Origin of the sequence: Pelagirhabdus alkalitolerans, from assembly GCF_900096905.1 — a bacterium.
GTDB classification, from domain to species: Bacteria; Bacillota; Bacilli; order Bacillales; family Amphibacillaceae; genus Pelagirhabdus; species Pelagirhabdus alkalitolerans.
In genome coordinates this window covers 115,943-138,872 of the sequence record NZ_FMYI01000001.1, presented here as the reverse complement: position 1 = coordinate 138,872, position 22,930 = coordinate 115,943, and the positions used below count along the sequence as shown (strand labels likewise).

Sequence of the window (22,930 nt, the reverse complement as noted above, 5' to 3'; positions counted from 1 at the left end):
CAAGTCATCACGTTATAATAAGAAGAGGAGGGATGTTCAATGATTAATCAAGATCGCATTATTCAAAAAATGGAAGAAGCATTAAGTCAAGCGAAATCAGCTAAAGATACACAAGCAACAAAAGAGCATATTCGAGCGCTCTCAGCATTATGTGATTTAGTCCTTGAAGAAAGTACAACTAAACCACAAGAGTCACCGAGTGTGAATACGTCGACGATTGATGAATTAGAATTGCGTAAAATGATCGGTGATCACGACCCAAAAAGTTCAGCCGATCAAGAAAAAGCTGAACATACGTATGAACAACCAAACTCCTTGCTCGATTTTTAAAGTCGAGACAAGGAGTTTTTAATTTGTAACTATTTAAAATTGATTATTAAAAGGATAGTCATATTCAATTTCATCATCAAAAGTAATATAGTCTAAGTAAATGGATAGAAGTAAGTAATGTTTATTGTTTTCAGGATCACTTAAAATAATATGATCACGTCCGGCTTCTTCAACAATCCCTTTAAATACTTTGGCATTCCACTCTTCGTTGCTATCAAATGTCATATAAACCGTCGCAACTTTACCTCGGTTGAGGCGCAAAATATTTTCTATATACGATTCTTCAATCGGTAACATTTGATCGTGATCGGGCATAGGTTGCATTTGCTGCATTTGTTGCATCTGTTGCATTGGATCTTGCTGCATATGCATTGCTTGAGGATAATAAGGCATCGGACTATGTTGCATTTGATGTGGCATCATCGGTTGATGATGAGGCATGGGTGGCATTTGATTTTGATTAGGCTGATAGCGTTGTTCATTTTCGTTTTCACTCATAACAAACACTCCTTTTTAAGTCTTTATAATCTTGGACATTCACCAGCAAGTGGGGCATAGAAACAATGTGATTTATAGCGACCTGTGTTCCACTGACCGAACCATTGACTCGGGCAAGGACCACCAGGCATGAAAAACCAAAGCGACCTCGTGGCGGGATGGAATCGTTCACCATTAATGACACGTCTCGCTAATACTTTCTCTCGCTCCCTTGCGCGTTGATAAAAATAGCCTTTTTGTGTCGCTTCAAATCCACCTGGAGATTGGTATACCATTTCTCGAATGGTACGGATGTCTGTAAAATCTAAACAATCCTCGATCACCCGGTTGATCCCGACATTCCCCACCATCAACATGGCAAGGTTGCCATCTCCTTCTGCTTCAGCTCGCATTAGCCTAGCTAATAATTGAACATCATTCGTGTTGTGTGCAACAACGGCCATTTAATCACCTCATTTCATTTAGCGTCAGTCTACAGCTATATTTATGCTTGATGGTTTTCATTTATGTTTCTAAATGTTCAATTCGGGAAGATTAAACTGTGTGGAAGATGGATTAAATTCTTAAAGATTTGTGAAAAATGACGTGTAACTCTTTTCATTGAACAGAAAAACGAGTATTATATAGTACAGAATAGAATTTGGAGGGTACAGATATGAGTAATTTATTTGATACATTAAAGGATCGATTATCAGGCAACACTAAGCGCATTGTATTTCCAGAAGGATCAGACGAACGTATCTTAAAAGCGACAAGTGAGTTGGCAAAAGACGGATATGTTCAACCTGTATTAGTTGGAAAGAGAGATGAATTAGAACAGAAAGCAGCGGATTTAGGGGTGTCTCTAGATCAAGTCGATGTATTGAACCCACATGATTATGATGAGTTTGATGCAATGGTGGAAAGTTTTGTTGAACGTAGAAAAGGAAAAGCAACTGAAGAAAAAGCACGTGAGATTTTATTAGATGAGAACTATTTCGGAACCATGCTTGTTTATATGAATAAAGCAGACGGTCTTGTGAGTGGTGCAGCCCACTCAACAGCGGATACGGTTCGACCTGCACTACAAATTATTAAAACGAAGCCAGGTATTAAGAAAACGTCAGGTGTCTTCATTATGGTGCGTGAAGAAGAGAAGTATGTATTTGCCGATTGTGCGATTAACATCTCACCAGACGCTCAAGATTTAGCTGAAATTGCACTTGCTTCTGCTGAGACGGCGAAATTATTCAATATTGATCCACGCGTTGCGATGTTAAGCTTCTCAACAAAAGGATCAGCAGCTTCAGAAGAGACAGAAAAAGTAGCGAACGCTGTTCAAATTGCTAAAGAAATGAACCCAGATATTACACTTGATGGTGAATTCCAATTTGATGCGGCATTTGTGCCAAGTGTAGCGGAGAAAAAAGCACCGAACGCTGACATTCAAGGAAATGCAAATACATTTGTGTTCCCAGGACTTGAAGCGGGAAACATTGGCTATAAGATTGCTCAGCGTCTAGGTAACTTTGATGCAGTCGGGCCGATCTTACAAGGACTTAATCGCCCCGTTAATGACTTATCACGTGGTTGTAATGAAGATGATGTTTATAAATTAGCCATCATTACAGCAGCTCAAGCATTAGACTAAATATAAAAAGCATGATCCTAAGTGAATATCACTTTGGATCATGCTTTTTTAGTGGTTCTAAAGTTAGCTGAAGTCGCGTGCATGACTAGCGAACCACTGATCACACGACCTGGAGCAAGGAGTGAAACGAATCGTTCGTGTGTTTCACAATTCAGCTCTCAAAAAATTGACCGAGTGCTTTTTCGTTTCGTTTAATCATTTGCTCTCGACGCTTTTGATAAATTACACGCTCATTTTCTGTTAATGTTTCGTCTTCGTTTACGTCACTTTCTGATTGCAAGAGCTCTTTTAAACGGTCGATCACTTCTTTAACTGTTAATGATGTATTTAATAACGTATCAAGTGATGCCATCGTTTCCGGTTGTATTGTTGGATAGGTGAAGCGGGTTTGTTCATTTTTTAAAGCTGTTTGATAAAATCGCTTTACTAAATCTGAACGCGTCATTTGATCGCCTTCGATTGATAAATAAATTTGAACAGCAATACCGCCTTTGACGCGTCTTTGAGAAATCCCAGCAAACTTTTTACCATGGATACTTAAATCGTAATCACCTGGGCAGTAGGAACCGACAACTTCATAAGCTTCGATTTCGTTTGTCCACGGTTTAAATACGTCTTTGATTAACTGAACCATTTGTTCATACCCTTGATCAATCGTCAAATCTTTCTCATCAGGTAATAAAATGGAGATATTTAAAACACCTGCGTCATTAACAACCGCAAGACCGCCAGAATTACGGACGACACTGATATATTGCGCATCTTTAATGAGGTTAAGCCCTTCTTCTAAATAGGGAAGACGTGTATCGGCAATGCCGAGCACAACAGTCTTCTCATGAGACCAAATACGAATCGTTGCCTGTTGATTTGAGCGTATCTCTTCTGCTAATGCATCATCAATGGCAAATGATTCCCACGGTTTATTTTGCTTATATGTATGATCGATAAAACGGATTGATTGTTGATTGAAGATTTTGTTTGTGTCTGTCATCGTAAGCAACTCCTCTTTCAGATTAACCTTAACTATTATATAATGAATGAATAGAATTATCTATCATAAAACATGTGCATGAGAAAGGGGCAAGTAAGAATGGCGTATCGTGATGAAGTCCTGTTTGAAGAAAAGGTGTTTAAAGATCCTGTTCACAGATACATACACGTCCGTGATCGCGTTATTTGGGATCTGATAGGCACACGAGAGTTTCAACGCTTAAGACGAATTAAACAGCTCGGTACGTCTTTTTTGACCTTTCACGGAGCTGAACATAGCAGGTTTAATCACTCATTAGGCGTCTATGAAATTGTTAGGCGTATTTTAACCAATTTCAAAGATCAACCGAATTGGAACCATGAAGAGCGTTTATTGTCATTAACAGCAGCACTCTTGCACGATTTAGGACATGGTCCGTACTCTCACTCATTTGAAAAAGTATTTAATTTAAATCACGAAGAGTTCACCAAACAAATGATTCTAGGTGATACCGAAATTAATGCTGTCCTGTCACGCGTATCGGATGAATTCCCTCAACAAGTCGCAGATGTCATCAATCAGACGTATCACGATAAGTTAGTGGTGAGCCTTATTTCAAGCCAAATTGATGCTGATCGAATGGATTACTTACAGCGTGACGCATACTTTACCGGTGTCACCTATGGTCATTTTGATATGGAACGCATTTTGAGGGTGATGCGCCCGCTAAATGAACAAGTCGTTGTAAAAGCATCCGGCATGCATGCGGTTGAAGACTATATTATGAGTCGTTACCAAATGTACTGGCAAGTCTATTTTCACCCCGTTAGCCGAAGTGCAGAAGTTATTTTGTCACGCATTTTACATCGGGCGAAACAATTGAATCACGAAGGGTATCAATTTAAACAAGAGCCGACTCATTTCTTGTCCTTCTTTAAAGAAGATGTCTCACTTAATGACTACATTAATTTAGATGAAACGATTGTGATGTATTATTTCCAAATGTGGATAGACGAAGATGATCCAATTTTGTCTGATTTGTGTGCTCGTTTTACGAACCGTCGATTATTCAAGTATGTTGATTTTGACTCAGAAGAAGATCCAAATGCTTTTGAAGAATTAAAGGCGTTATTTGAAGCGGTAGGCATAAACACTGACTATTACTTAATCGTCGATTCATCAACTGACTTGCCCTATGACTTTTACCGTCCTGGAGAAGAAAGTATGCGTGTGCCGATCTACTTACTCAAGTCTGATCAGTCCTTACAAGAGTTGTCCGGCGCTTCTGAAATTGTTGAATCGATCTCAGGGAAAAAACGAACTGACCATAAATTGTACTTCCCTGCAGATATTATCAAACAATTGCCTAATGATGACCAGAAAACACGCATTAAACAATTATTAGGTATGAAGCCTAACATCTAAACTAAAGACCATCTATCTTTTCTGTCATTAAAACAGGGAAGGGTAGATGGTCTTTCATTGGTGCACCTATTGGTCGCTTAAACGCGTGCCACCAACAGCGTACTCTGATTTTTTCATATCTTCTAAGAAAACAACGACCTTCTCGCGACTGGCGCCTGTTGTATCAACGACAGCTTCAGTGACTCTGTCGACAAGTTCTTTCTTTTGTTCGTCAGTACGACCTTCAAGCATTTTTACTGTTACGTAGGGCATCTTGATTCCTCCTTTTTTGACAGTGTATAATGCCGATAAGTGAAAGTAAAGCTTGACCTATGCTACAATATGTCTGTTAAGGAGTTGAATAAATGATGAATGAACAAAATAAATCACAACAGTTTACGATTATGAAAGACGATGCGACGGATGGTCACGGTGGTTATGGTGTAGGATCGATTAGTTTAGAAAATATATCACCTGTCATCATTGATCCTAATGAGAAACGCGCCTTTGTCGATATGGGTGCGATGCATGCAAGAAGTGAAATCGAACGTCGCGTTAAATTTATAAAAGACGAAGACGAGGTGCCGAATGGCCTGACGTATTGGATTGCTTGGGTGACCGTTGAAGCGAATGAAAATGGCCCCTATTATCATGGTGTCTGCGCAAGTCGCTTACTGATCGACCGCCCTAATAAACGTGCTTTTAAATCCATGCCTGAGCATGTGACGGATATGGAAAAGTCGATGAAAGGCAAGATGCGTGTTGACCATTTAGATGAGACATCAAAAACGTTGTTAGGTGATTTTTTGAAATCACACAACGAAGACATGTTTAACAATAGCGAAGCAGAGTTAAAAACATTATTTACCTAAAATGGTCACGATGAAAATACATGAGCCGGGCAGTGTCTGCATCTTTTTTTGCAATCTGTCCGGTTTTTAAATCAATATAGACAGCTTTAACCTCAGGAGGTGCTTCGAATGCTTGGTGCGGTCTAGATGTGTGAACAGATTCAATTGCGTCCCGCCAAATCAATTGAGCGACTTGGTCGGACTCGATCGGTTTATGATCATCATCTCCGCACCAAACAGATAGAATGCGGTTCGGACTATAGCCAACCATCCACCGGTCGTATGTGGTCGATCCACTTTTTCCAGCATAATGATGCGTGAGCGTATCTTGAATTCCTGCACCTGTCACGGGTAAATAATCAGATAAATTCTCATCAAACATCCCTGTCATCATTTGGTTCATAATAAACGTATTGATAGGATCCAACACTTGAGCACGATCAAAATCGGGTCGTGTATACAGTAAATCCCCATCTGCACTGGTTACATTCTGTATCGTGTAAAGCTCGACATGGTGACCACCGTTTGCAAAATGACTATAGGCTGTTGTTAAATCAAGAACGGAAAGCGCTGATGTCCCTAGAGCTAAGGTGGGGCCTTCTTCTAAAGATGTCGTTACGCCAACAGAACGCGCTGTATTTGAAACGGAATCTTCAGGTAAATGCTCACTTAACTTTACAGGGTAAATATTATCACTGACGGCAAGTGCTTGCTGCATTGTGACAAAATCAAGTGGATACTGATCATGATGATTACGGGGCGCATAATCTCCACCATCAATCGTTTGAAAAACGGTCGGTGCGATTTTGAGTCTAGAAGCTGGGTGATAGCCGTGTTCAAGAGCTGTATAGTAAACGAACGGTTTAAAGGCAGACCCGGTCATTCGATAGGCATCATAAGCGCGGTTAAAGGGTGTTGTGTGATAGGACGACCCTCCAATAAGTGCTGAGATAGCACCTGTTGATGGATGCGCCATAATTGCTCCAACCTCTAAATTGCCACGATGTGAAAAAGCTGCCTCTTTTAATGCACGTTGTTCTGTTAAATCGATTGTAGTATGAATCGCACCTTTTTTTAATGGTTTGTTTAAAACGGTTTTAACTTCACGCATCACAGCATTTTTTACATAACCGATCGAATCGTCTTCAGGGTGCTCACCATAAACAGTGATCGCTTCACGCTTAGCTAAGTATGCATCTTGTTCGTTGATCAGCCCGTGGTCTGTGAGTCGTGTTAACACCCGTGCTTGTTCTTGCTTGGCTAAGGGTAGGTTGTGGATGGGTGAATAACTGTTTGGTCTTTTCGGGATCATGACGAGCATAGCGATTTCGGCTAAGTTAAGCTCTGTTGTTGTTTTTCCGAAATAGAACTGACTCGCCGCCTCAACACCGTAAATGCCATGTCCGTAATAAATTGTGTTCAAATAACCTTCGAGTATGTCCTCTTTTTCAAAGTGACGTTCGATCCGGTAAGCGTGCAGGGCTTCTTGCAATTTTCTTCCCCATGTTCTGTCATGACTTAAATAGAGGTGACGGGCAAGTTGTTGTGTGATCGTGCTCGCGCCTTCTTTCAACTCACGAGCTTTTAAGTTGGTTAAAAAGGCACGAGCGATCCGCCCGAAATCAAACCCGTGATGGGTGTAAAAATGTTGATCTTCTATTAAATAGACAGCATCGACTAATGTCGGGTGGATTTTCTCAAGTGGAACTGTTTGTCTATAGCCATCTGGATAGACGTCTGTCAATACGTTATGATTGATATCATAGATCGTAACAGCATCATGTTCGACCTTTGGTGGTGCGAGGTTAATAATAAAAAGAATCGATGAAATAAGCATGACAAAACCAAAAAGTAGACTCAATCGTTTCATCGGTGAACACCTCATTTTTTAGAAACAGTATGGCAACATTAGAATAAAACTAATCGTTTATCTAAAAATAGTTTCCATAAAAATAAAATTTTCACTTGAGTTTAGTCTGAATCATTTCTATACTTGAACATACTGAGATGAAGTAAGGATGATCGTATGCAACAAAATAAATGGCCAGTATCAATCATGCTCGAAACACGCATTGATGACGGCGAGGATCAAGAAGTTATAAAGGTTGAAGCAAGTGGAGACTGGATCGCATCAAGTGAGCGAACCGTTCTGTTTTTTAATGAAGAAAGTGACGATGGTGTTGTTAAAACGATGATTACCGTTAAAGATGACCAAGTCACGATCAAACGAAGCGGTTCTGTTAAGATGACGCAACACTTTGATATGAAAAAAAACACAGAAAATGTTTATCGCCATGCGTATGGAACGATGCACGTTGAAACGAAGACGGACAAGATCCACTTTGAACCATTAGATGAAAAGGGGAGGGGCTATTTGCAATTGGATTATGATGCAACGATTAATCAAGAGCAAACAAGAACCCACCAATTACGTTTACAAATAGAGGAGGAATCAAAATGACGATTGTACAAGACATGCAAGATCGGTTAAAAGAAGAAATTAAATCAGCCGTAATCCAAGCAGGACTTGCAACAGAAACGGAGATGCCTGAAGTCATTTTAGAAAAACCGAAAGAAAAATCGCACGGTGACTATGCGACCAATATTGCGATGCAACTGACAAAAGTAGCGAAAAAACCACCAAGACAGATTGCAGAAGCACTTGTCGCTGAACTCAACCATGTCGAAGCATCGATCAAGAAGGTTGACATTGCAGGACCTGGTTTTATTAACTTTTTCATCGATAATCAATATTTAACGCGCTTGATCCCAATGATTTTAACTGAAGGTGATCAATACGGACGGACGAATGTCGGCCTTGGTGAGCGGGTTCAAGTGGAGTTTGTTTCTGCGAATCCAACGGGCGATTTGCACCTTGGCCATGCACGTGGTGCGGCTGTTGGTGACTCTGTTTGTAACTTACTAGATGCAAGTGGTTTTGATGTTGAACGTGAATACTACATTAACGATGCCGGTAATCAAATTAACAATTTGGCCTTGTCTGTGCGCGCGCGTTACATGCAAGCATTAGGAAAAGACTACCCGATGCCTGAAGACGGTTATCACGGAAAAGATATTATAAACATCGGTAACCAAATAGCAAAAGACCATCAAGAATCTTTAGTTGACCAACCTGAAGAGGAGCAACTTGCTTTCTTTAGAGAAGAAGGATTACGATTAGAACTTGATAAACTAGCTAAAGATTTAGCGGCATTTAGAGTTAATTTTGATCATTGGTTTTCTGAAACGTCGCTTTATGAAGACGGAAAAATCAAACCAGCACTTGAGCTTTTAAACGAAAAAGGGTATACGTATGAATCGGAAGGCGCAACGTGGTTTAAGACAACAGACTTTGGTGATGATAAAGACCGTGTTTTAATCAAAAATGACGGATCATACACCTATTTAACACCAGATATTGCGTATCATAAAAATAAACTTGATCGTGGCTTTAACCAATTGATCAACATTTGGGGTGCTGACCATCATGGCTATATCCCTCGAATGAAAGCAGCGATTCAAGCGCTTGGCCATTCAAAAGACACATTAGATGTGCAAATTATTCAAATGGTCAACTTGTTTGAGAATGGTGAGAAGGTCAAAATGAGTAAGCGAACAGGTAAGGCCGTCACGTTAAGAGAACTGATGGAAGAAGTCGGCATTGATGCGATGCGTTATTTCTTTGTGATGCGCTCAAGTGATGCGCACTTAGATTTTGATATGGATTTAGCGCGCTCAGAATCGAACGATAATCCCGTCTTCTATGTCCAATATGCACACGCACGGATTTGTACGCTGTTAAAACAAGCAGAAGAAAAAGGATATGAAGTGGATTTGAATCATCTATCAGATCATCTGATGACAGAAAAGGCGATCGAGCTACTCAAGCACTTAGGTGATTTCCCACAAGTCATTCAAGAAGCGGCAGAAAACAGAACACCTCACCGCATGACACAATACGTGTTTGACTTAGCAGCGAAACTACACAGCTACTACAATCAAGAGAAAGTGCTTGATTCTGATAACGTAGAAAAGACAAAATCACGTTTAGCATTAATGGAAGCTGTGAAAATCACACTCAACAATGCCCTTAACTTAATTGGTGTTCACGCACCAGAGAAAATGTAAAACCGAGCTTAGCTCGGTTTTTTGTTTGAGTATATTAATTTGTCGAGATGGTAACAACACGAGGGTTACTAATAATGTGAAATTAAACGATTCAATGAATATCTATAAGATTACCCCATAAAAAATGATGAATGTATGTAAAATGTTTTAATTTATCGACGTAAAAAATTCAAAGGAGAAGATGATCAAATGAAAAGAGTTAATCAAGTAACGTTAGAGCACTTTTCGAATGAATATTTTGATGATTTGGCATCATTTCAGCTTCCTGAAGAACAAGCAAAATTCACTACCTTACCAAGCAAATATGTCGAGGTGACAGAAGGGCAATTTAGAATAGTCATATTAAAAGAAAATGAGCCTGTAGGATTCTTTTTATTACATTCAACGAAACGAGTGAAGGAGTATTCAGACAATCCCAATGCCATGCTGTTAACTTCATTATCAGTTAATCAAGCACAGCAAGGACAAGGGTATGCTAAACAGGCGATTTCTTTATTGGGTGATTTTATTAAATCAGAATTTGTAAACTGTAATGAGATTGTATTGGCTGTTAACCACAAAAATACTTCTGCTCATAAGTTGTATTCAAAAATGGGTTATGAGGATACAGGGAGGCGGATAAATGGACCTATTGGTGAACAATTTGTTATGAGTTTATTGTTATAATTTAACTTATTCTATAATTATCGAAAAACAATAATTGAATAAAGATGTTATTAAGTCTAATGATTTTAAAAAACAATTGCAATTTAAAATGCATGCGTTATCATAAAAAGAAACTATGGAAAAAGGTGTGGTAGCATGCAAAAATTAGTTTATTTCGTAGGGGTAGCAGGAACAGGTAAAACAACCGTCGCTGAAAAGGTAGCAGAAGATATACCTTGTGCATTTTTAGACCGTGATACGGTTGGCGGACGTTTCGTTGAACAATTTTTAATCGATAACGGTCATGATAAAGACGATCGTGACTCGGAGTTTTATAAGAAGAATTTAAGAGATCTTGAGTACGATACGACAAAAGACATTTGCATCGAAAATTTACGTGTCGGTCAAAACGTTTTTATGATTTCACCATTTACGGCTGAATTAAAAAATAAAGCGTATATAGAAGACGTGCTAACAGAAGCTAAGAAAACTAAAGACGAAGTAGACGTAAAAGTCGTCGTTGTCACCTTAGAAGATATTGAAAAACAACGAAAGCGTATTGAAGAGCGTGGCACGGTTCGGGATACATGGAAACTAGAGAACTGGGACAGTTACGAAACACGCGTAAATTTCGTCCCTGAAATTAATTGGGACATCCCGGAATCGAACATTTATCAATTTGATAACAGTGGTGAATTGACGGATCAAAAAGTGACAAAATTAAAAGATTTTATCCGACAATAAGTGTATTTGTTGAAAATATTGCATTTTGAAGAGCATACTCCTATAATGTACTAGTAATCGGAATAGACACGTTAAATGAGACCACCTAATTTTAGGGGGCAATAATCAAATAAAGGGAGTGCTTTAACGGTGAGCTTAGCTAAATTAGACCGTGACGAACGAATCGAAAAATCGATGATTGAACTAGCTGTATATGTTTTAGAAGAAGAGAAAAAAGCGATGAATTATAAAGATATTTATGATCGTATTGCTGAATTGAAAGAATATACGGAAGAACAGAAAGCGGATTTCTTCGCGCAATTCTATACGGATTTAAACTTAGATGGTCGTTTCCTTACATTAGGAAAAGGACAGTGGGGACTTAAAACGTGGTACCCAGTTGAACAGATTGATGAAGAAATTACAGCTGAACCTAAGAAGAAAAAGAAGAAAAAAGCAGCTCCTAAGAAAAAGAAAAAGAAAAAAGAAGAACCAGTTGCTGCTGAAGAAGAGGAAGATTTAACAGAAGTGCCACTTGAAGCACTTGAGGCTGACTTTAAGAACGATGAAGAAGATGCCGCAATTGATTTAGGTGACGAAGAAGACATTGAAGAAGATGAACTTGATGATGTCTTTGATGATTCATTTGATGAAGAAGATGAAGAGGAAGACGACGAAGAAGAAAAGAAATAAAAGGCGCTTGACTTTTTAAGTCCCAATGGGTAATATTTTATTTGGGCTCTATAAAACAACATTCATACGTCCCCCTATTTTATATAGGGGGACGTTTTTATATTTTTTAGATCAACTCACAAAAGAAAATGCGTCAACCGTACATCTTAACAAAACAAAAAAGGAGCGAGTGAATGTGGCAAAGTATATTTTCGTAACAGGCGGGGTTGTATCATCGATTGGTAAAGGGATCGCAGCTGCCTCTTTAGGTCGATTGTTGAAAAACAGAGGATTGAGTGTAACGATTCAAAAATTTGACCCGTATATTAATGTAGACCCAGGTACGATGAGTCCGTATCAACATGGTGAGGTATTTGTCACAGATGATGGTGCCGAAACGGATCTAGATTTAGGGCACTATGAACGCTTTATTGATATTAACTTATCAAAATACTCGAATATTACAACAGGGAAAATTTATTCAACCGTTATTCAAAAAGAGCGTCGTGGTGATTACTTAGGTGGGACTGTACAAGTTATTCCACACATTACAAATGAAATTAAAAACAAGGTATTCCAAGCAGCTGAACAAACAGGGGCAGACGTGGTCATCACAGAAATTGGCGGAACAGTCGGTGATATTGAATCCCTTCCGTTTTTAGAAGCGATTCGCCAAATTAAAAGTGATATTGGCAGAGAAAATGTGATGTATCTACACACGACTCTCGTGCCATATATTAAAGCGGCTGGTGAATTGAAAACAAAACCAACACAACATAGTGTAAAAGAATTACGTTCATTAGGTATTCAACCCGATGTGATTATTTTGCGTTCAGAAATGACGGTAAGTAAAGAAATGAAGGAAAAAATCGCGACATTTTGTGATGTTAATACCGAAAATGTCATTGAATCAACAGATGCAGCGACGCTTTATCACATTCCACTTTCATTACAAAAACAGCACCTTGATCAAATTGTGTGCGATCACTTTAACTTAAAAACAAGTGAACCTGATATGGCGAATTGGCGTGAACTAGCTGAAACCGTTCAAAATCTATCTAAGAAAAAGACCATTGGATTGGTTGGTAAGTACGTCGAATTACCGGATGCTTATATTTCTGTTGTCGAATCACTCAAGCATGCAGGCTATCCTCACGATGTTGATGTTGAAGTGAAATGGATTAATGCAGAAGAGGTAACGCGTGAGAATATCGCACAGCACGTTGCTGATGTAGATGGGATTTTAGTACCCGGTGGCTTTGGTGATCGAGGCATTGAAGGTAAAATAGAAGCCATTCGTTATGCACGTGAAGAAAAAGTGCCATTCCTCGGTATTTGTTTAGGGATGCAGCTTGCAACCGTTGAGTTTGCACGTAACGTATTAGGGTTAAAAGATGCCCATTCAGCTGAGATTGATCCAAGTACAGAACACCCTGTGATTGATTTACTCCCAGAACAAAAAGATATAGAAGATATGGGTGGAACATTGCGTCTAGGATTATATCCTTGTCGATTAAAAGATGGTACGAAGACAAAAGCAGCCTACAATGACGAAGATTTAGTTTATGAACGTCACCGCCACCGTTATGAATTTAATAATGAATACAGAGAACCAATGGAAGCAGAAGGATTTATGTTCTCAGGCACATCTCCTGATGGCAAGTTAATTGAAACGATTGAGTTAACCGATCATCCGTGGTTTGTCGCGTCACAATTCCATCCAGAATTCAAATCGCGTCCGACACGCCCACAACAATTATTCTCGGGATTCATTAGCTCAGTCGTTGAATAACAGAAACAAAATATGATGAATGTCTAAATAGGGCATTCATCATATTTTGTATATGCAGGAATTATGACCCTTTTTCTCGAATACTTTACTATATTTTACATGGATAAGGGAGGTTGTAAGTATGCGTCAAAAAGTGTTAGTGGTGGACGACCAACGTGGTATTCGGTCACTATTAGAAATTATTCTTAAACAAGAGGGCTTTAATGTGGCATCATGTCAAAAAGGATCTGAGGTGATTCAATCTGTCCAAACCGAACAACCAGATCTTATAATTATGGATTATCGATTGCCAGAAATGAATGGCATTAAGGTAACGAAAGAATTAGAACAGTTAGGCTATAGAATTCCAATCATTTTAATGTCAGGACTCGTTGATGAGGTGAAAGAAAAGTCGGCTCCGTACATAACGGTTAAAGATTATTTTAATAAACCATTCGATATTAATGACGCAAAAGCAAAAATTAAAAAAGCACTTCAAACATCGCCATTGTTATAAACTTATTCAAGAAAAAGAACATTATTTTTGAATTTTATTCGAATTTTTATGAAGTAAACGCTTTCAATTGTCAAGTTATGTTGCACCTTCGGGCGTAAATTGGTATGCTAATAAGGTATCCAATCAACAAAGTTTTTGACTGGCTATCTAAGCGTGTTCAAATTTTTTTGAGCTCTCTTACTATTTTATTTCTTATATCTTAAGGAGGAACAATTCATGCCATTAGTATCAATGACAGAAATGCTCAACACAGCTAACAAAAATGCTTATGCTGTAGGTCAGTTTAACCTCAACAACTTGGAGTACGTACAAGCGATTCTTCAAGCAGCTGAAGAAGAAAAATCTCCAGCCATTCTTGGTGTATCTGAAGGTGCAGCTCGTTACATGGGTGGTTACAACGTAGTTGTAGCGATGGTTGAAGCTGTAATGGAAGCACAAGGGACAACAGTTCCTATTGCGATCCACTTAGACCACGGTTCAAGCTTCGAACAATGTGCAAAAGCAATCCATGCTGGTTTCACATCCGTTATGATTGACGCTTCACACGATCCATTTGAAGAGAATGTTGCGACTACATCTAAAGTTGTAGAGCTTGCTCACCTACACGGTGTATCAGTAGAAGCTGAACTTGGAACAGTTGGTGGACAAGAAGATGACGTATCAGGCAGCATTATGTATGCTGACACTGCTGAGTGTAAAGAACTTGTTGAGCGTACAGGTATCGATACATTAGCACCAGCATTAGGTTCAGTACACGGTCCTTACCAAGGTGAGCCTAACCTAGGTTTCAAAGAAATGGAAGAGATCAATACAGTTGCAGGTGTTCCACTTGTTCTTCACGGTGGTACAGGTATCCCAACTGCTGATATTCAAAAAGCTATTTCTTACGGAACATCTAAGATTAACGTGAACACTGAAAACCAAATTCAGCAAGCAAAAGTTGTGCGTGAAGTATTAGATGCAAATCCTGATATGATTGACCCACGTAAATATTTGGGACCTTCTCGCGACGCAATTAAAGAAACTGTTATTGGTAAAATGCGTGAATTCGGTTCTTCAAACAAAGCATAATAGATGAATCACGATTAAGGAAAGACTCAATCTTCGGATTGGGTCTTTTTTTTGGCTCTAAAATATATGTTGGGGTGAAGATGCAATCGCACGCGTTGCTTTTACAAAAAGCGTGCGTGCGATCGACTACTCGTCACTGTGGAGTGCGAAACATTTTGATCGAGCGTTGTTAAATACAGTCATTAGAAGGATAGTATGCCTCTAGTGCAAATTTTTTCACCATATTTGAAATAAAACCTTTTTTGTCACAATATTTAACTGTAAATGGTGGATACATTGATGATTCCTATGTATAATGGAATAAGTATGGATCATAACATAACACGCATGAATTAAAATACAACGTATAAACTAATGACTATAACGAAATAAAAGTGAGGAATTATAGATGCAAAAATTATTTGTTGAAGGTGGTAAGACGTTAAACGGTAGTGTTCGAATAGGTGGCGCCAAAAATAGTGCGGTCGCATTGCTTCCAGCCACTATTTTGGCAGATGATGTTGTGTCAATCGAGGGATTACCTCACATATCAGATGTTGAAACACTAAGTGACTTATTAGAAGAGATTGGTGGAACGGTTAAAAAAGAAGAAGACGTGATGCACATTGATACGTCTAATATGACAGCCATGCCATTACCTAATGGTAAAGTGCAAATGTTACGTGCTTCTTATTATTTTATGGGGGCGATGCTCGGTCGATTTAAAAAAGCTGTGATAGGCTTACCTGGTGGTTGCCATTTAGGACCACGTCCGATTGATCAACATATAAAAGGTTTTGAAGCATTAGGTGCCGAAGTAACAAATGAACAAGGTGCGATTTACTTACGTGCAGATGAATTAAAAGGGGCTCGTATATACTTAGATGTTGTTAGTGTCGGTGCAACGATTAACATAATGTTAGCTGCTGTTAAAGCAAAAGGGAAAACAGTGATTGAAAATGCAGCAAGAGAGCCTGAAATTATTGATGTGGCAACACTTTTAACAAGTATGGGAGCAAAGATTAAGGGTGCTGGTACCGATGTGATTCGAATCGAAGGTGTTGATGAACTTTCTGGTTGCATGCATACCATTATTCCAGATCGTATAGAGGCAGGCACCTATACGATCATGGCAGCTGCCATGGGTGGTGATGTGTTGATTGATAATGTCATTCCACAACACTTAGAGCCACTTCTAGCCAAGTTACGTGAGATGGGTGTAAACATAGAAGAAGGCGAAGAACAGTTGCGAGTAGCATCAAGTGCAGAATTAACGGCCGTTGATATAAAAACACTTGTTCACCCAGGCTTTCCAACGGATCTGCAACAACCCTTTACTTCATTGCTAACAAGAGCTGAAGGAACGGCGATTGTGACAGATACGATATACAGCGCTCGGTTTAAACATATTGATGAACTGCGTCGGATGAACGCCCAAATTAAAGTTGAGGGGGCTAGTGCAATCGTGACAGGCCCTGCTGACCTTCAAGGTGCGAAGGTGAAAGCCTCTGACTTACGTGCAGGTGCTGCATTAATCGTCGCAGGTCTAATTGCAGACGGTATTACAGAAATTACGGGTCTCGAGCATATTGATCGTGGCTATGAGAAGTTAAATGAAAAGTTAACGACATTAGGTGCAAGAATCTGGCGTGAAGATATGACAGAAGCAGAAATTGAACAATTTCAAAATCAGTAAACACAGACGTATAGATCGTATGACGAATGGTTTATTTAGCTGTAAATAGACCATTCGTTTTTTATTGCAATTTCCACTATTTTCACAAAAAACCTTGAATATTCGATTGAAAAAGAGTACCATAGGACTGACTACTAAGATCGACCCATAACTCCACAAGAAACACTACATACCATATAAACTACCCAATTTATTAATAAATTTTAGACAATCAAAGATAGGTGTGATGACAACGTGAGTGAAGTAACAATTTCACAATTAGAAGCGATGACTTTAAAAGACCTTTACGCTCAGGCGAAAGAATTTAAAGTATCTTACTATGCTAAATTGACAAAAAGAGAACTTATATTTGCTATTTTAAAGGCACAAGCTGAAAAAAGTGGCTATTTATTCATGGATGGTATCTTAGAAATTATTCCATCTGAAGGCTTCGGCTTCCTACGCCCCATTAATTACTCACCAAGTGCAGAAGATATCTACATTTCTGCTTCTCAAATTCGTCGATTTGACTTAAGAAACGGAGATAAAGTATCGGGGAAAGTAAGACCCCCTAAAGAAAATGAACGCTATTACGGGTTGCTCCACGTCGATGCAGTAAATGGGGACAATCCAGAACTTGCAAAAGAACGTGTCCATTTCCCTGCGCTAACACCACTTTATCCAGATCGTATGATGCAATTGGAGACAAATCCAAAAGGCCTCTCGACGCGTATTATGGATTTAATCACACCTGTTGGCTTCGGGCAACGTGGTCTTATTGTAGCACCACCTAAAGCCGGGAAAACGATGTTACTAACTGAAATTGCTAATAGTATTAAAACGAATCATCCAGATGTTAAATTAATTATTTTACTTGTGGATGAGCGTCCAGAGGAAGTAACGGATATTGAACGTTCAGTAGCACCAGACGTTGACGTTGTCTCTTCAACATTTGATGAAGTGCCAGAAAATCATATTAAAGTATCTGAACTTGTACTAGAACGAGCGATGCGTCTTGTTGAACATAAAAAAGATGTTGTCGTATTGATGGATAGTATTACACGTTTAGCGCGTGCTTATAACCTGGTCATCCCACCAAGTGGCAGGACGCTATCAGGCGGGATTGACCCAGCTGCTTTCCACCGTCCGAAGCGCTTTTTCGGTGCTGCTCGTAATATTGAAGAGGGTGGTAGTTTCACTATTTTGGCGACAGCACTTGTTGAAACTGGCTCTAGAATGGACGATGTCATCTATGAAGAATTCAAAGGAACTGGAAACATGGAGCTGCACTTAGATCGTCAACTTGCGCAGCGACGCATCTTCCCAGCACTAGACTTGCTCCGCTCGAGCACGCGCCGTGAGGAACTCCTCGTATCGAAAGAGCGTCTTGATATGATTTGGCAAATTCGAAAAGGTATGCAAGATTCATCTGATTTTCTGGAACGCTTCTTGAAAAAGATCCGCTCAACTGAAACAAACGATGAATTTTATCACCAATTAACTGAAGAAATGAAGCGTAAGAAAACACAACGTCCATCTGATCGTTAATTCAGCTATGTGTTTGTGCCTTGAAGACTTTTTCGGATCTTCTATTGCAATGTCTGATGGAGACTGTTATAATCTTTACGTATGAAAAAAGGCAGTTTGGAGCAGTCGAGATGAGGCTGTTGTAAGCTAGCGAAAATATACTCTGTTTCAAACGATTCAGGGCAAAAGGAGTTGGGAAGACATGAAGGAAAACATTCATCCAGAATACCGTAAAGTTGTATTTCTTGATACAAGTTCAGATTACAAGTTTCTAACAGGATCAACGAAATCTTCTGATGAAACAATTGAGTGGGAAGACGGTAACACGTACCCATTAATCCGCGTTGAGATTAGTTCACAATCTCACCCATTCTACACTGGTAAACAAAAAGCTGACAAAGTTGGCGGCCGTGTGGATCGCTTTAAGAAAAAATACAAACTTAACTAAGCTGAAAATAGCTAGTGAATCAGATAAGCCATTCCTTGTTGGAATGGCTTATCTTAACTCAAAGGTAAATATGAAACAGGCACGCCTGATTAGTTGCGAGCCTGTTTTTCTAATGAAATTATAGATGGTTTTAAAGGTGTAAGGAGGATGTTAATCGTGTTTGTCATGAAACAGAGTGGCTGGGTCGAATTAATATGCGGCAGCATGTTTTCAGGAAAATCAGAAGAATTAATTCGTCGCGTACGTCGTGCAACCTATGGCGATTTAGATGTACGTGTCTATAAGCCTGCTATTGATGATCGTTTCCAAAAGGAGTCTGTTGTGTCTCACAATGGAAATACGATTATTGCACGTCCGGTGAAAAAAGCCCGCGATATATTGGGGGATATAACCGATGCGATTGATGTCATCGGCATTGATGAAGTCCAATTTTTTGATGATGATATAGTCGATGTGATTACATATTTAGCGGATCGCGGTCATCGTGTGATCGTGGCAGGATTGGATACGAATTTTAGAGGTGAACCATTTGGGGTTGTACCATCGATTTTTGCCTTAAGTGAAGCGGTCACAAAGCTCAATGCGATTTGTGTAAAATGTGGTTCACCTGCAAGTCGTACGCAGCGATTAATCGATGGTGAGCCTGCCTCAGCGAATGATCCGACGATTTTAGTCGGTGCATCTGAATCGTATGAGCCTAGATGCCGCCATTGTCACGAAGTAAAAGATAAACAGAATGCAAAGGATAAGTTAAAGGTTGGGGACAAAAGTAAATAAGTCAATGTGATAGTCGAACAACAATAGGTGATGAACTATTGCTGTTCGACTATATGTATTGAATACGTCATGTAGCCACCGGAAATAAGCGAGACTCCTGCGGGAAAAGCACGAGTTCGAAGATCCACTTTAGAAGCGTCATTTGCTTCTAAAGTTAGCTGAGGCCGTGCCCGCGGAAAGCGAGATTATTTCCGGTGGTGAGAAACACCTTATTTCCGAAGAGAATTGTGGTTTTTATCGTGTTCGTAAAGTCATAGGTTAGATTTTGACGGGGTTGTGGCACTGTTATATAATGTAGTGTAGGACTTTAATAAGATGAGGTGGCTAAGGGTGTTAGAAAAATTAGAAACGTTAGATCAACGTTATGAAAAATTAAATGAATTATTAAGTGACCCAGACGTTATTAGTGATACAAAAAAATTGCGTGAATACTCAAAAGAACAAGCGGACCTAGGTGAGATTGTTACCGTTTATCGTGAGTATAAAGATGTAAAAGAACAACTTGATGGGGCTAAACAAATGTTAAGTGATGAATCAGACCCTGATATGAAAGAAATGGTGCAAATGGAAATTGACGAACTCGCACCGCAAATTCCAGAGTATGAAGAGAAACTTAAGGTTTTACTATTACCGAAAGATCCAAACGATGATAAAAACGTTATTATCGAAGTGCGTGGTGCTGCAGGTGGCGATGAAGCGGCCCTATTTGCCGGCGACTTATTCCGAATGTACAACCGTTACGCAGAAGCAGAAGGATGGAAGGTTGATGTGCTAGAAGCAAACGCCTCTGATGTTGGCGGCTATAAAGAAGTCATCTTTATGGTAAACGGTAAGGGTGCTTATTCGAAATTGAAATATGAAAATGGTGCACACCGTGTACAGCGCGTGCCAGAAACAGAATCAGGCGGTCGTATTCATACATCAACGGCAACGGTTGTTGCTCTACCTGAAACAGAGGATGTTGAAGTCGATATCCAGGATAATGATATTCGCGTTGATACGTTCACATCAAGTGGTCCTGGTGGGCAAAGTGTCAACACGACCATGTCAGCTGTGCGTTTAACACACGAACCGACGGGTGTTGTCGTCTCAATGCAAGATGAGAAATCACAGATTAAGAACAAAGAAAAAGCGATGAAGATCCTACGTGCGCGTATTTACGATATGTACCAACAAGAAGCACAAGATGAATATGATCAAAATCGTAAGTCTGCTGTTGGTACGGGGGATCGTTCAGAGCGAATCCGAACGTATAACTTCCCGCAAAACCGCGTCACCGATCACCGAATTGGTTTGACGATTCAAAAGCTTGATCAAATTTTAGAAGGTAAGCTATCTGAAATTGTGGATGCGCTTTTGATGGAAGAGCAAACGAGCAAAATGGAACAAATTGGTGAGTAACATGGCAGACACAATCCAAGAAGTCCTCAACTGGGCTTCTTCTTTTTTGAAAAAACAAAACCGAGAACCGAAGATTGCAGAAATCTTAATCTTGCACCATTTACATTTCACAAAAATTGACTTATTAATGGCGCTTAACCAGCCGATTGAGGTTCATGTGAAAGACAACTTTATCCGTGACATAAAAGAACATGCGAAAACAGGTATCCCTGTTCAACATTTAACCGGTGAGGAATTCTTTTTTGATCGGCGATTTGAAGTCAACCATCACGTTTTAATTCCACGACCTGAAACAGAAGAACTTATTGTTAAGGCACTTGAGGTTCTAATAGAAGAAGATCCGAAACGAATCGTTGATGCCGGTACGGGAAGTGGTGTAATTGCGATTACGCTCAAAAAAGAGGCACCAGATCATTGGATAGAAGCGGGTGATATTTCCTCTGATGCCTTACAAGTTGCAAAGCGAAATGCTGAGCGTTTAGGTGCTGATGTGCGCTTCTTTGAAAGTGATTTTTTACAAAAATGGATCGATGCTGGTGAACAGGTCGATATGATTGTCTCAAATCCGCCTTATATAGCCAAAAGTGACCGACCATCACTTCAAGACACGGTACGCGATTTTGATCCTGAACTTGCGCTTTTTGCAAATGATGATGGTCTTGCTTGTTACCGCCAAATTATTAATCAATCCCAAAAGGCTCTAGCCTGCGGTGGTTATCTTATATTTGAAATTGGTGCTTCGCAAGCAAAAGCGATTAAGCAATTGATTCAAGCTATTTATCCGGGTGCACAAATTGAAATCATTCAAGATCTATTAGGTCGAGACCGGATCATAAGAGCAAAATGTTAGTTTAAAAGATTCCCCTTTTGGTGATACTAATGACAATCACTGATGAAGAAGAGGGGAAATCAAATGATTAGCATTATTCAATCCATTCACGTATTAGTCGTGTTATTGTATTCATTTTATCCAACAATCGAGGCAGATTATCATGTCATACCAGATGAAGCGATTCGTTTACGGATTTTAGCAGAAGATGACCGTGACACATCACAAGCACTAAAATTAGAAGTGAAAGATGAAGTTGTTCAATTAATTGATGATTGGGTAATGGAAATTGATCAAATTGAACAGGCACGAAACCTAATTCATACACAGCTTGATGAGATTGAAGACGTCGTTAACGAGATACTTGAAGAAAACGGGCATGATTTAGAAGTTTCAATCGATTATGATGATGAGGTTGGTTTTCCGGCAAAAGTTTATGATGGTGCTGTTTATCCAGCTGGTGAATATGAAGCGATTTTAATTACATTAGGTGAAGGGAAAGGGAGTAATTGGTGGTGTGTATTATTCCCGCCACTTTGCTTTGTTGACTTTAGCTCTGAGGCAAAAGAACAACCAGAACAGGATGCAGAAGTAGAGTCAGAGGATGAAGACGTCGAGGTTTCTTTTTTTCTACTAGAATGGTTTAGGTAATCTATCATATTTAGTGCGCACAACTCATAGATTAATCACAAGACTTGAGTAAAAGGGGCGTACGAATTATGAGAATAGAAGAAGTCCATACGGATTCAACAGGTAAAATCGATTATCAACTACTTGAACAAAAAGATGTTGTCGGCTATTTTTCATTTCAATTTGAATCAAGCGACACGGCAAAATTGTGTCATTTAAGTATGGTTCAACAAAGAAACCCAACGGACTTACTCGATATACTCGACCATATTTTATTATTTGCAAAAACATTAAAAATCAGACTGGTGATCGTTGAAACTGATCACCAACATTTAATTCCTATTTTACAGTGGGTAGGTTTTCAAGCCGATAAGAACAGATCGCACACATGGGGATATTTATGTGGATAAAGAAAGGACTTATACACAATTGGACTCATTTTTGGGGACAACCC

At 39.3% G+C, this 22,930-nt stretch carries 25 protein-coding genes; 20 read left to right on the top strand and 5 right to left on the bottom strand.

Translation table 11 applies throughout. From position 1 onward, the window contains the following. Window positions 1-39 precede the first annotated feature (39 nt). Complete coding sequence (locus BLR62_RS00610; RefSeq protein WP_090791772.1) at window positions 40-330, top strand: DUF5327 family protein; 291 nt, start codon at window positions 40-42, stop codon at window positions 328-330. A gap of 33 nt (window positions 331-363) precedes the next feature. On the opposite strand, the gene gerQ is transcribed toward BLR62_RS00610, so the two are convergent. Both gerQ and BLR62_RS00600 read right to left on the bottom strand, forming a co-directional pair. Next, the gene (gerQ, locus tag BLR62_RS00605) at window positions 364-828 is read right to left on the bottom strand and encodes a spore coat protein GerQ (RefSeq protein WP_176759172.1); all 465 of its coding nucleotides are present in this window, start codon (window positions 826-828) and stop codon (window positions 364-366) included. A 23-nt stretch (window positions 829-851) separates the two neighbouring features. Then, window positions 852-1,271 carry a cell wall hydrolase gene (locus BLR62_RS00600; protein WP_090791769.1) on the bottom strand — a complete coding sequence of 140 codons (420 nt, stop codon included), beginning with the start codon at window positions 1,269-1,271 and terminating at the stop codon, window positions 852-854. A gap of 212 nt (window positions 1,272-1,483) precedes the next feature. Between BLR62_RS00600 and pta the strand changes: the two genes are divergently transcribed. Beyond that, window positions 1,484-2,458, top strand: coding sequence for a phosphate acetyltransferase (gene pta / locus BLR62_RS00595; protein ID WP_090791766.1), 975 nt, complete (start codon window positions 1,484-1,486; stop codon window positions 2,456-2,458). Between the two features lie 151 nt (window positions 2,459-2,609). Here pta and BLR62_RS00590 read toward each other — a convergent pair whose 3' ends face one another. Then, window positions 2,610-3,449: a lipoate--protein ligase family protein gene (locus BLR62_RS00590; RefSeq protein WP_090791763.1), complete on the bottom strand. Its 840-nt coding sequence runs from the start codon at window positions 3,447-3,449 to the stop codon at window positions 2,610-2,612. A gap of 99 nt (window positions 3,450-3,548) precedes the next feature. On the opposite strand from BLR62_RS00590, the gene BLR62_RS00585 reads away from it, so the two are divergent. Then, window positions 3,549-4,853, top strand: coding sequence for an HD domain-containing protein (locus tag BLR62_RS00585; RefSeq protein WP_090791760.1), 1,305 nt, complete (start codon window positions 3,549-3,551; stop codon window positions 4,851-4,853). Window positions 4,854-4,919: 66 nt separating this feature from the next. Here BLR62_RS00585 and BLR62_RS00580 read toward each other — a convergent pair whose 3' ends face one another. Then, window positions 4,920-5,105 carry a 2-hydroxymuconate tautomerase gene (locus BLR62_RS00580; protein ID WP_090791758.1) on the bottom strand — a complete coding sequence of 62 codons (186 nt, stop codon included), beginning with the start codon at window positions 5,103-5,105 and terminating at the stop codon, window positions 4,920-4,922. A gap of 92 nt (window positions 5,106-5,197) precedes the next feature. Here BLR62_RS00580 and BLR62_RS00575 point away from each other — a divergent pair, with 92 nt between their 5' ends. Next, window positions 5,198-5,704 (top strand): YwhD family protein, encoded by a 507-nt coding sequence (locus BLR62_RS00575; protein ID WP_245719362.1) that lies wholly within the window; start codon window positions 5,198-5,200, stop codon window positions 5,702-5,704. On the opposite strand, the gene BLR62_RS00570 is transcribed toward BLR62_RS00575, so the two are convergent. After that, on the bottom strand, window positions 5,697-7,553 hold the full coding sequence (locus tag BLR62_RS00570; protein WP_090791755.1) for a transglycosylase domain-containing protein: 1,857 nt from the start codon (window positions 7,551-7,553) through the stop codon (window positions 5,697-5,699). The genes BLR62_RS00575 and BLR62_RS00570 overlap by 8 nt on opposite strands. Before the next feature lie 156 nt (window positions 7,554-7,709). Here BLR62_RS00570 and BLR62_RS00565 point away from each other — a divergent pair, with 156 nt between their 5' ends. From BLR62_RS00565 to BLR62_RS00490, 16 genes are all read left to right on the top strand, one after another. Continuing rightward, entirely contained in the window at window positions 7,710-8,144 is a 435-nt protein-coding gene (locus BLR62_RS00565) for a YwiB family protein (protein WP_090791751.1), read from the top strand. Beyond that, a complete protein-coding gene (gene argS, locus BLR62_RS00560; RefSeq protein WP_090791748.1) occupies window positions 8,141-9,811 on the top strand; it encodes an arginine--tRNA ligase in 1,671 nt (556 codons plus the stop codon). The genes BLR62_RS00565 and argS overlap by 4 nt, the downstream gene beginning before the upstream one ends. Before the next feature lie 189 nt (window positions 9,812-10,000). Continuing rightward, window positions 10,001-10,477: a GNAT family N-acetyltransferase gene (locus BLR62_RS00555; protein ID WP_090791745.1), complete on the top strand. Its 477-nt coding sequence runs from the start codon at window positions 10,001-10,003 to the stop codon at window positions 10,475-10,477. A 135-nt stretch (window positions 10,478-10,612) separates the two neighbouring features. Then, window positions 10,613-11,200 (top strand): P-loop nucleotide/nucleoside kinase family protein, encoded by a 588-nt coding sequence (locus BLR62_RS00550; protein ID WP_090791743.1) that lies wholly within the window; start codon window positions 10,613-10,615, stop codon window positions 11,198-11,200. Between the two features lie 129 nt (window positions 11,201-11,329). Further along, complete coding sequence (gene rpoE / locus BLR62_RS00545) at window positions 11,330-11,872, top strand: DNA-directed RNA polymerase subunit delta (RefSeq protein ID WP_090791740.1); 543 nt, start codon at window positions 11,330-11,332, stop codon at window positions 11,870-11,872. Window positions 11,873-12,047: 175 nt separating this feature from the next. After that, complete coding sequence (locus tag BLR62_RS00540) at window positions 12,048-13,643, top strand: CTP synthase (RefSeq protein WP_090791738.1); 1,596 nt, start codon at window positions 12,048-12,050, stop codon at window positions 13,641-13,643. 121 nt (window positions 13,644-13,764) lie between these two features. Further along, window positions 13,765-14,139, top strand: a complete 375-nt coding sequence (locus BLR62_RS00535; RefSeq protein WP_090791735.1) for a response regulator — start codon at window positions 13,765-13,767, stop codon at window positions 14,137-14,139. Between the two features lie 216 nt (window positions 14,140-14,355). Beyond that, a complete protein-coding gene (locus tag BLR62_RS00530) occupies window positions 14,356-15,210 on the top strand; it encodes a class II fructose-bisphosphate aldolase (protein WP_090791733.1) in 855 nt (284 codons plus the stop codon). A gap of 388 nt (window positions 15,211-15,598) precedes the next feature. Then, entirely contained in the window at window positions 15,599-16,885 is a 1,287-nt protein-coding gene (locus tag BLR62_RS00525; protein ID WP_090791731.1) for a UDP-N-acetylglucosamine 1-carboxyvinyltransferase, read from the top strand. 234 nt (window positions 16,886-17,119) lie between these two features. After that, complete coding sequence (rho, locus tag BLR62_RS00520; RefSeq protein WP_090791729.1) at window positions 17,120-18,412, top strand: transcription termination factor Rho; 1,293 nt, start codon at window positions 17,120-17,122, stop codon at window positions 18,410-18,412. Between the two features lie 181 nt (window positions 18,413-18,593). Next, complete coding sequence (locus tag BLR62_RS00515) at window positions 18,594-18,839, top strand: type B 50S ribosomal protein L31 (protein WP_090791725.1); 246 nt, start codon at window positions 18,594-18,596, stop codon at window positions 18,837-18,839. A gap of 156 nt (window positions 18,840-18,995) precedes the next feature. Next, window positions 18,996-19,616, top strand: a complete 621-nt coding sequence (locus BLR62_RS00510; RefSeq protein ID WP_090791723.1) for a thymidine kinase — start codon at window positions 18,996-18,998, stop codon at window positions 19,614-19,616. Window positions 19,617-19,946: 330 nt separating this feature from the next. Further along, on the top strand, window positions 19,947-21,017 hold the full coding sequence (gene prfA / locus BLR62_RS00505) for a peptide chain release factor 1 (RefSeq protein ID WP_090791720.1): 1,071 nt from the start codon (window positions 19,947-19,949) through the stop codon (window positions 21,015-21,017). Window position 21,018: 1 nt separating this feature from the next. Continuing rightward, complete coding sequence (gene prmC, locus BLR62_RS00500; RefSeq protein ID WP_090791717.1) at window positions 21,019-21,867, top strand: peptide chain release factor N(5)-glutamine methyltransferase; 849 nt, start codon at window positions 21,019-21,021, stop codon at window positions 21,865-21,867. Between the two features lie 63 nt (window positions 21,868-21,930). Continuing rightward, window positions 21,931-22,497 (top strand): stage II sporulation protein R, encoded by a 567-nt coding sequence (gene spoIIR, locus BLR62_RS00495; protein WP_090791714.1) that lies wholly within the window; start codon window positions 21,931-21,933, stop codon window positions 22,495-22,497. Between the two features lie 68 nt (window positions 22,498-22,565). Then, the gene (locus BLR62_RS00490) at window positions 22,566-22,886 is read left to right on the top strand and encodes a hypothetical protein (protein ID WP_090791712.1); all 321 of its coding nucleotides are present in this window, start codon (window positions 22,566-22,568) and stop codon (window positions 22,884-22,886) included. Window positions 22,887-22,930 lie beyond the last annotated feature (44 nt).

Bases quoted from the DNA above. Each gene is read 5' to 3' on its own strand.
- BLR62_RS00590 (WP_090791763.1), bottom strand. From the start codon at position 3,449: ATGACAGACACAAACAAAATCTTCAATCAACAATCAATCCGTTTTATC.
- BLR62_RS00570 (WP_090791755.1), bottom strand. From the start codon at position 7,553: ATGAAACGATTGAGTCTACTTTTTGGTTTTGTCATGCTTATTTCATCG.
- BLR62_RS00530 (WP_090791733.1), top strand. From the start codon at position 14,356: ATGCCATTAGTATCAATGACAGAAATGCTCAACACAGCTAACAAAAAT.
- BLR62_RS00600 (WP_090791769.1), bottom strand. From the start codon at position 1,271: ATGGCCGTTGTTGCACACAACACGAATGATGTTCAATTATTAGCTAGG.
- BLR62_RS00575 (WP_245719362.1), top strand. From the start codon at position 5,198: ATGATGAATGAACAAAATAAATCACAACAGTTTACGATTATGAAAGAC.
- BLR62_RS00550 (WP_090791743.1), top strand. From the start codon at position 10,613: ATGCAAAAATTAGTTTATTTCGTAGGGGTAGCAGGAACAGGTAAAACA.
- BLR62_RS00585 (WP_090791760.1), top strand. From the start codon at position 3,549: ATGGCGTATCGTGATGAAGTCCTGTTTGAAGAAAAGGTGTTTAAAGAT.
- spoIIR (WP_090791714.1), top strand. From the start codon at position 21,931: ATGATTAGCATTATTCAATCCATTCACGTATTAGTCGTGTTATTGTAT.
- BLR62_RS00525 (WP_090791731.1), top strand. From the start codon at position 15,599: ATGCAAAAATTATTTGTTGAAGGTGGTAAGACGTTAAACGGTAGTGTT.
- BLR62_RS00580 (WP_090791758.1), bottom strand. From the start codon at position 5,105: ATGCCCTACGTAACAGTAAAAATGCTTGAAGGTCGTACTGACGAACAA.
- pta (WP_090791766.1), top strand. From the start codon at position 1,484: ATGAGTAATTTATTTGATACATTAAAGGATCGATTATCAGGCAACACT.
- BLR62_RS00490 (WP_090791712.1), top strand. From the start codon at position 22,566: ATGAGAATAGAAGAAGTCCATACGGATTCAACAGGTAAAATCGATTAT.
- argS (WP_090791748.1), top strand. From the start codon at position 8,141: ATGACGATTGTACAAGACATGCAAGATCGGTTAAAAGAAGAAATTAAA.
- BLR62_RS00515 (WP_090791725.1), top strand. From the start codon at position 18,594: ATGAAGGAAAACATTCATCCAGAATACCGTAAAGTTGTATTTCTTGAT.
- BLR62_RS00555 (WP_090791745.1), top strand. From the start codon at position 10,001: ATGAAAAGAGTTAATCAAGTAACGTTAGAGCACTTTTCGAATGAATAT.
- prmC (WP_090791717.1), top strand. From the start codon at position 21,019: ATGGCAGACACAATCCAAGAAGTCCTCAACTGGGCTTCTTCTTTTTTG.
- BLR62_RS00610 (WP_090791772.1), top strand. From the start codon at position 40: ATGATTAATCAAGATCGCATTATTCAAAAAATGGAAGAAGCATTAAGT.
- BLR62_RS00535 (WP_090791735.1), top strand. From the start codon at position 13,765: ATGCGTCAAAAAGTGTTAGTGGTGGACGACCAACGTGGTATTCGGTCA.
- gerQ (WP_176759172.1), bottom strand. From the start codon at position 828: ATGAGTGAAAACGAAAATGAACAACGCTATCAGCCTAATCAAAATCAA.
- BLR62_RS00565 (WP_090791751.1), top strand. From the start codon at position 7,710: ATGCAACAAAATAAATGGCCAGTATCAATCATGCTCGAAACACGCATT.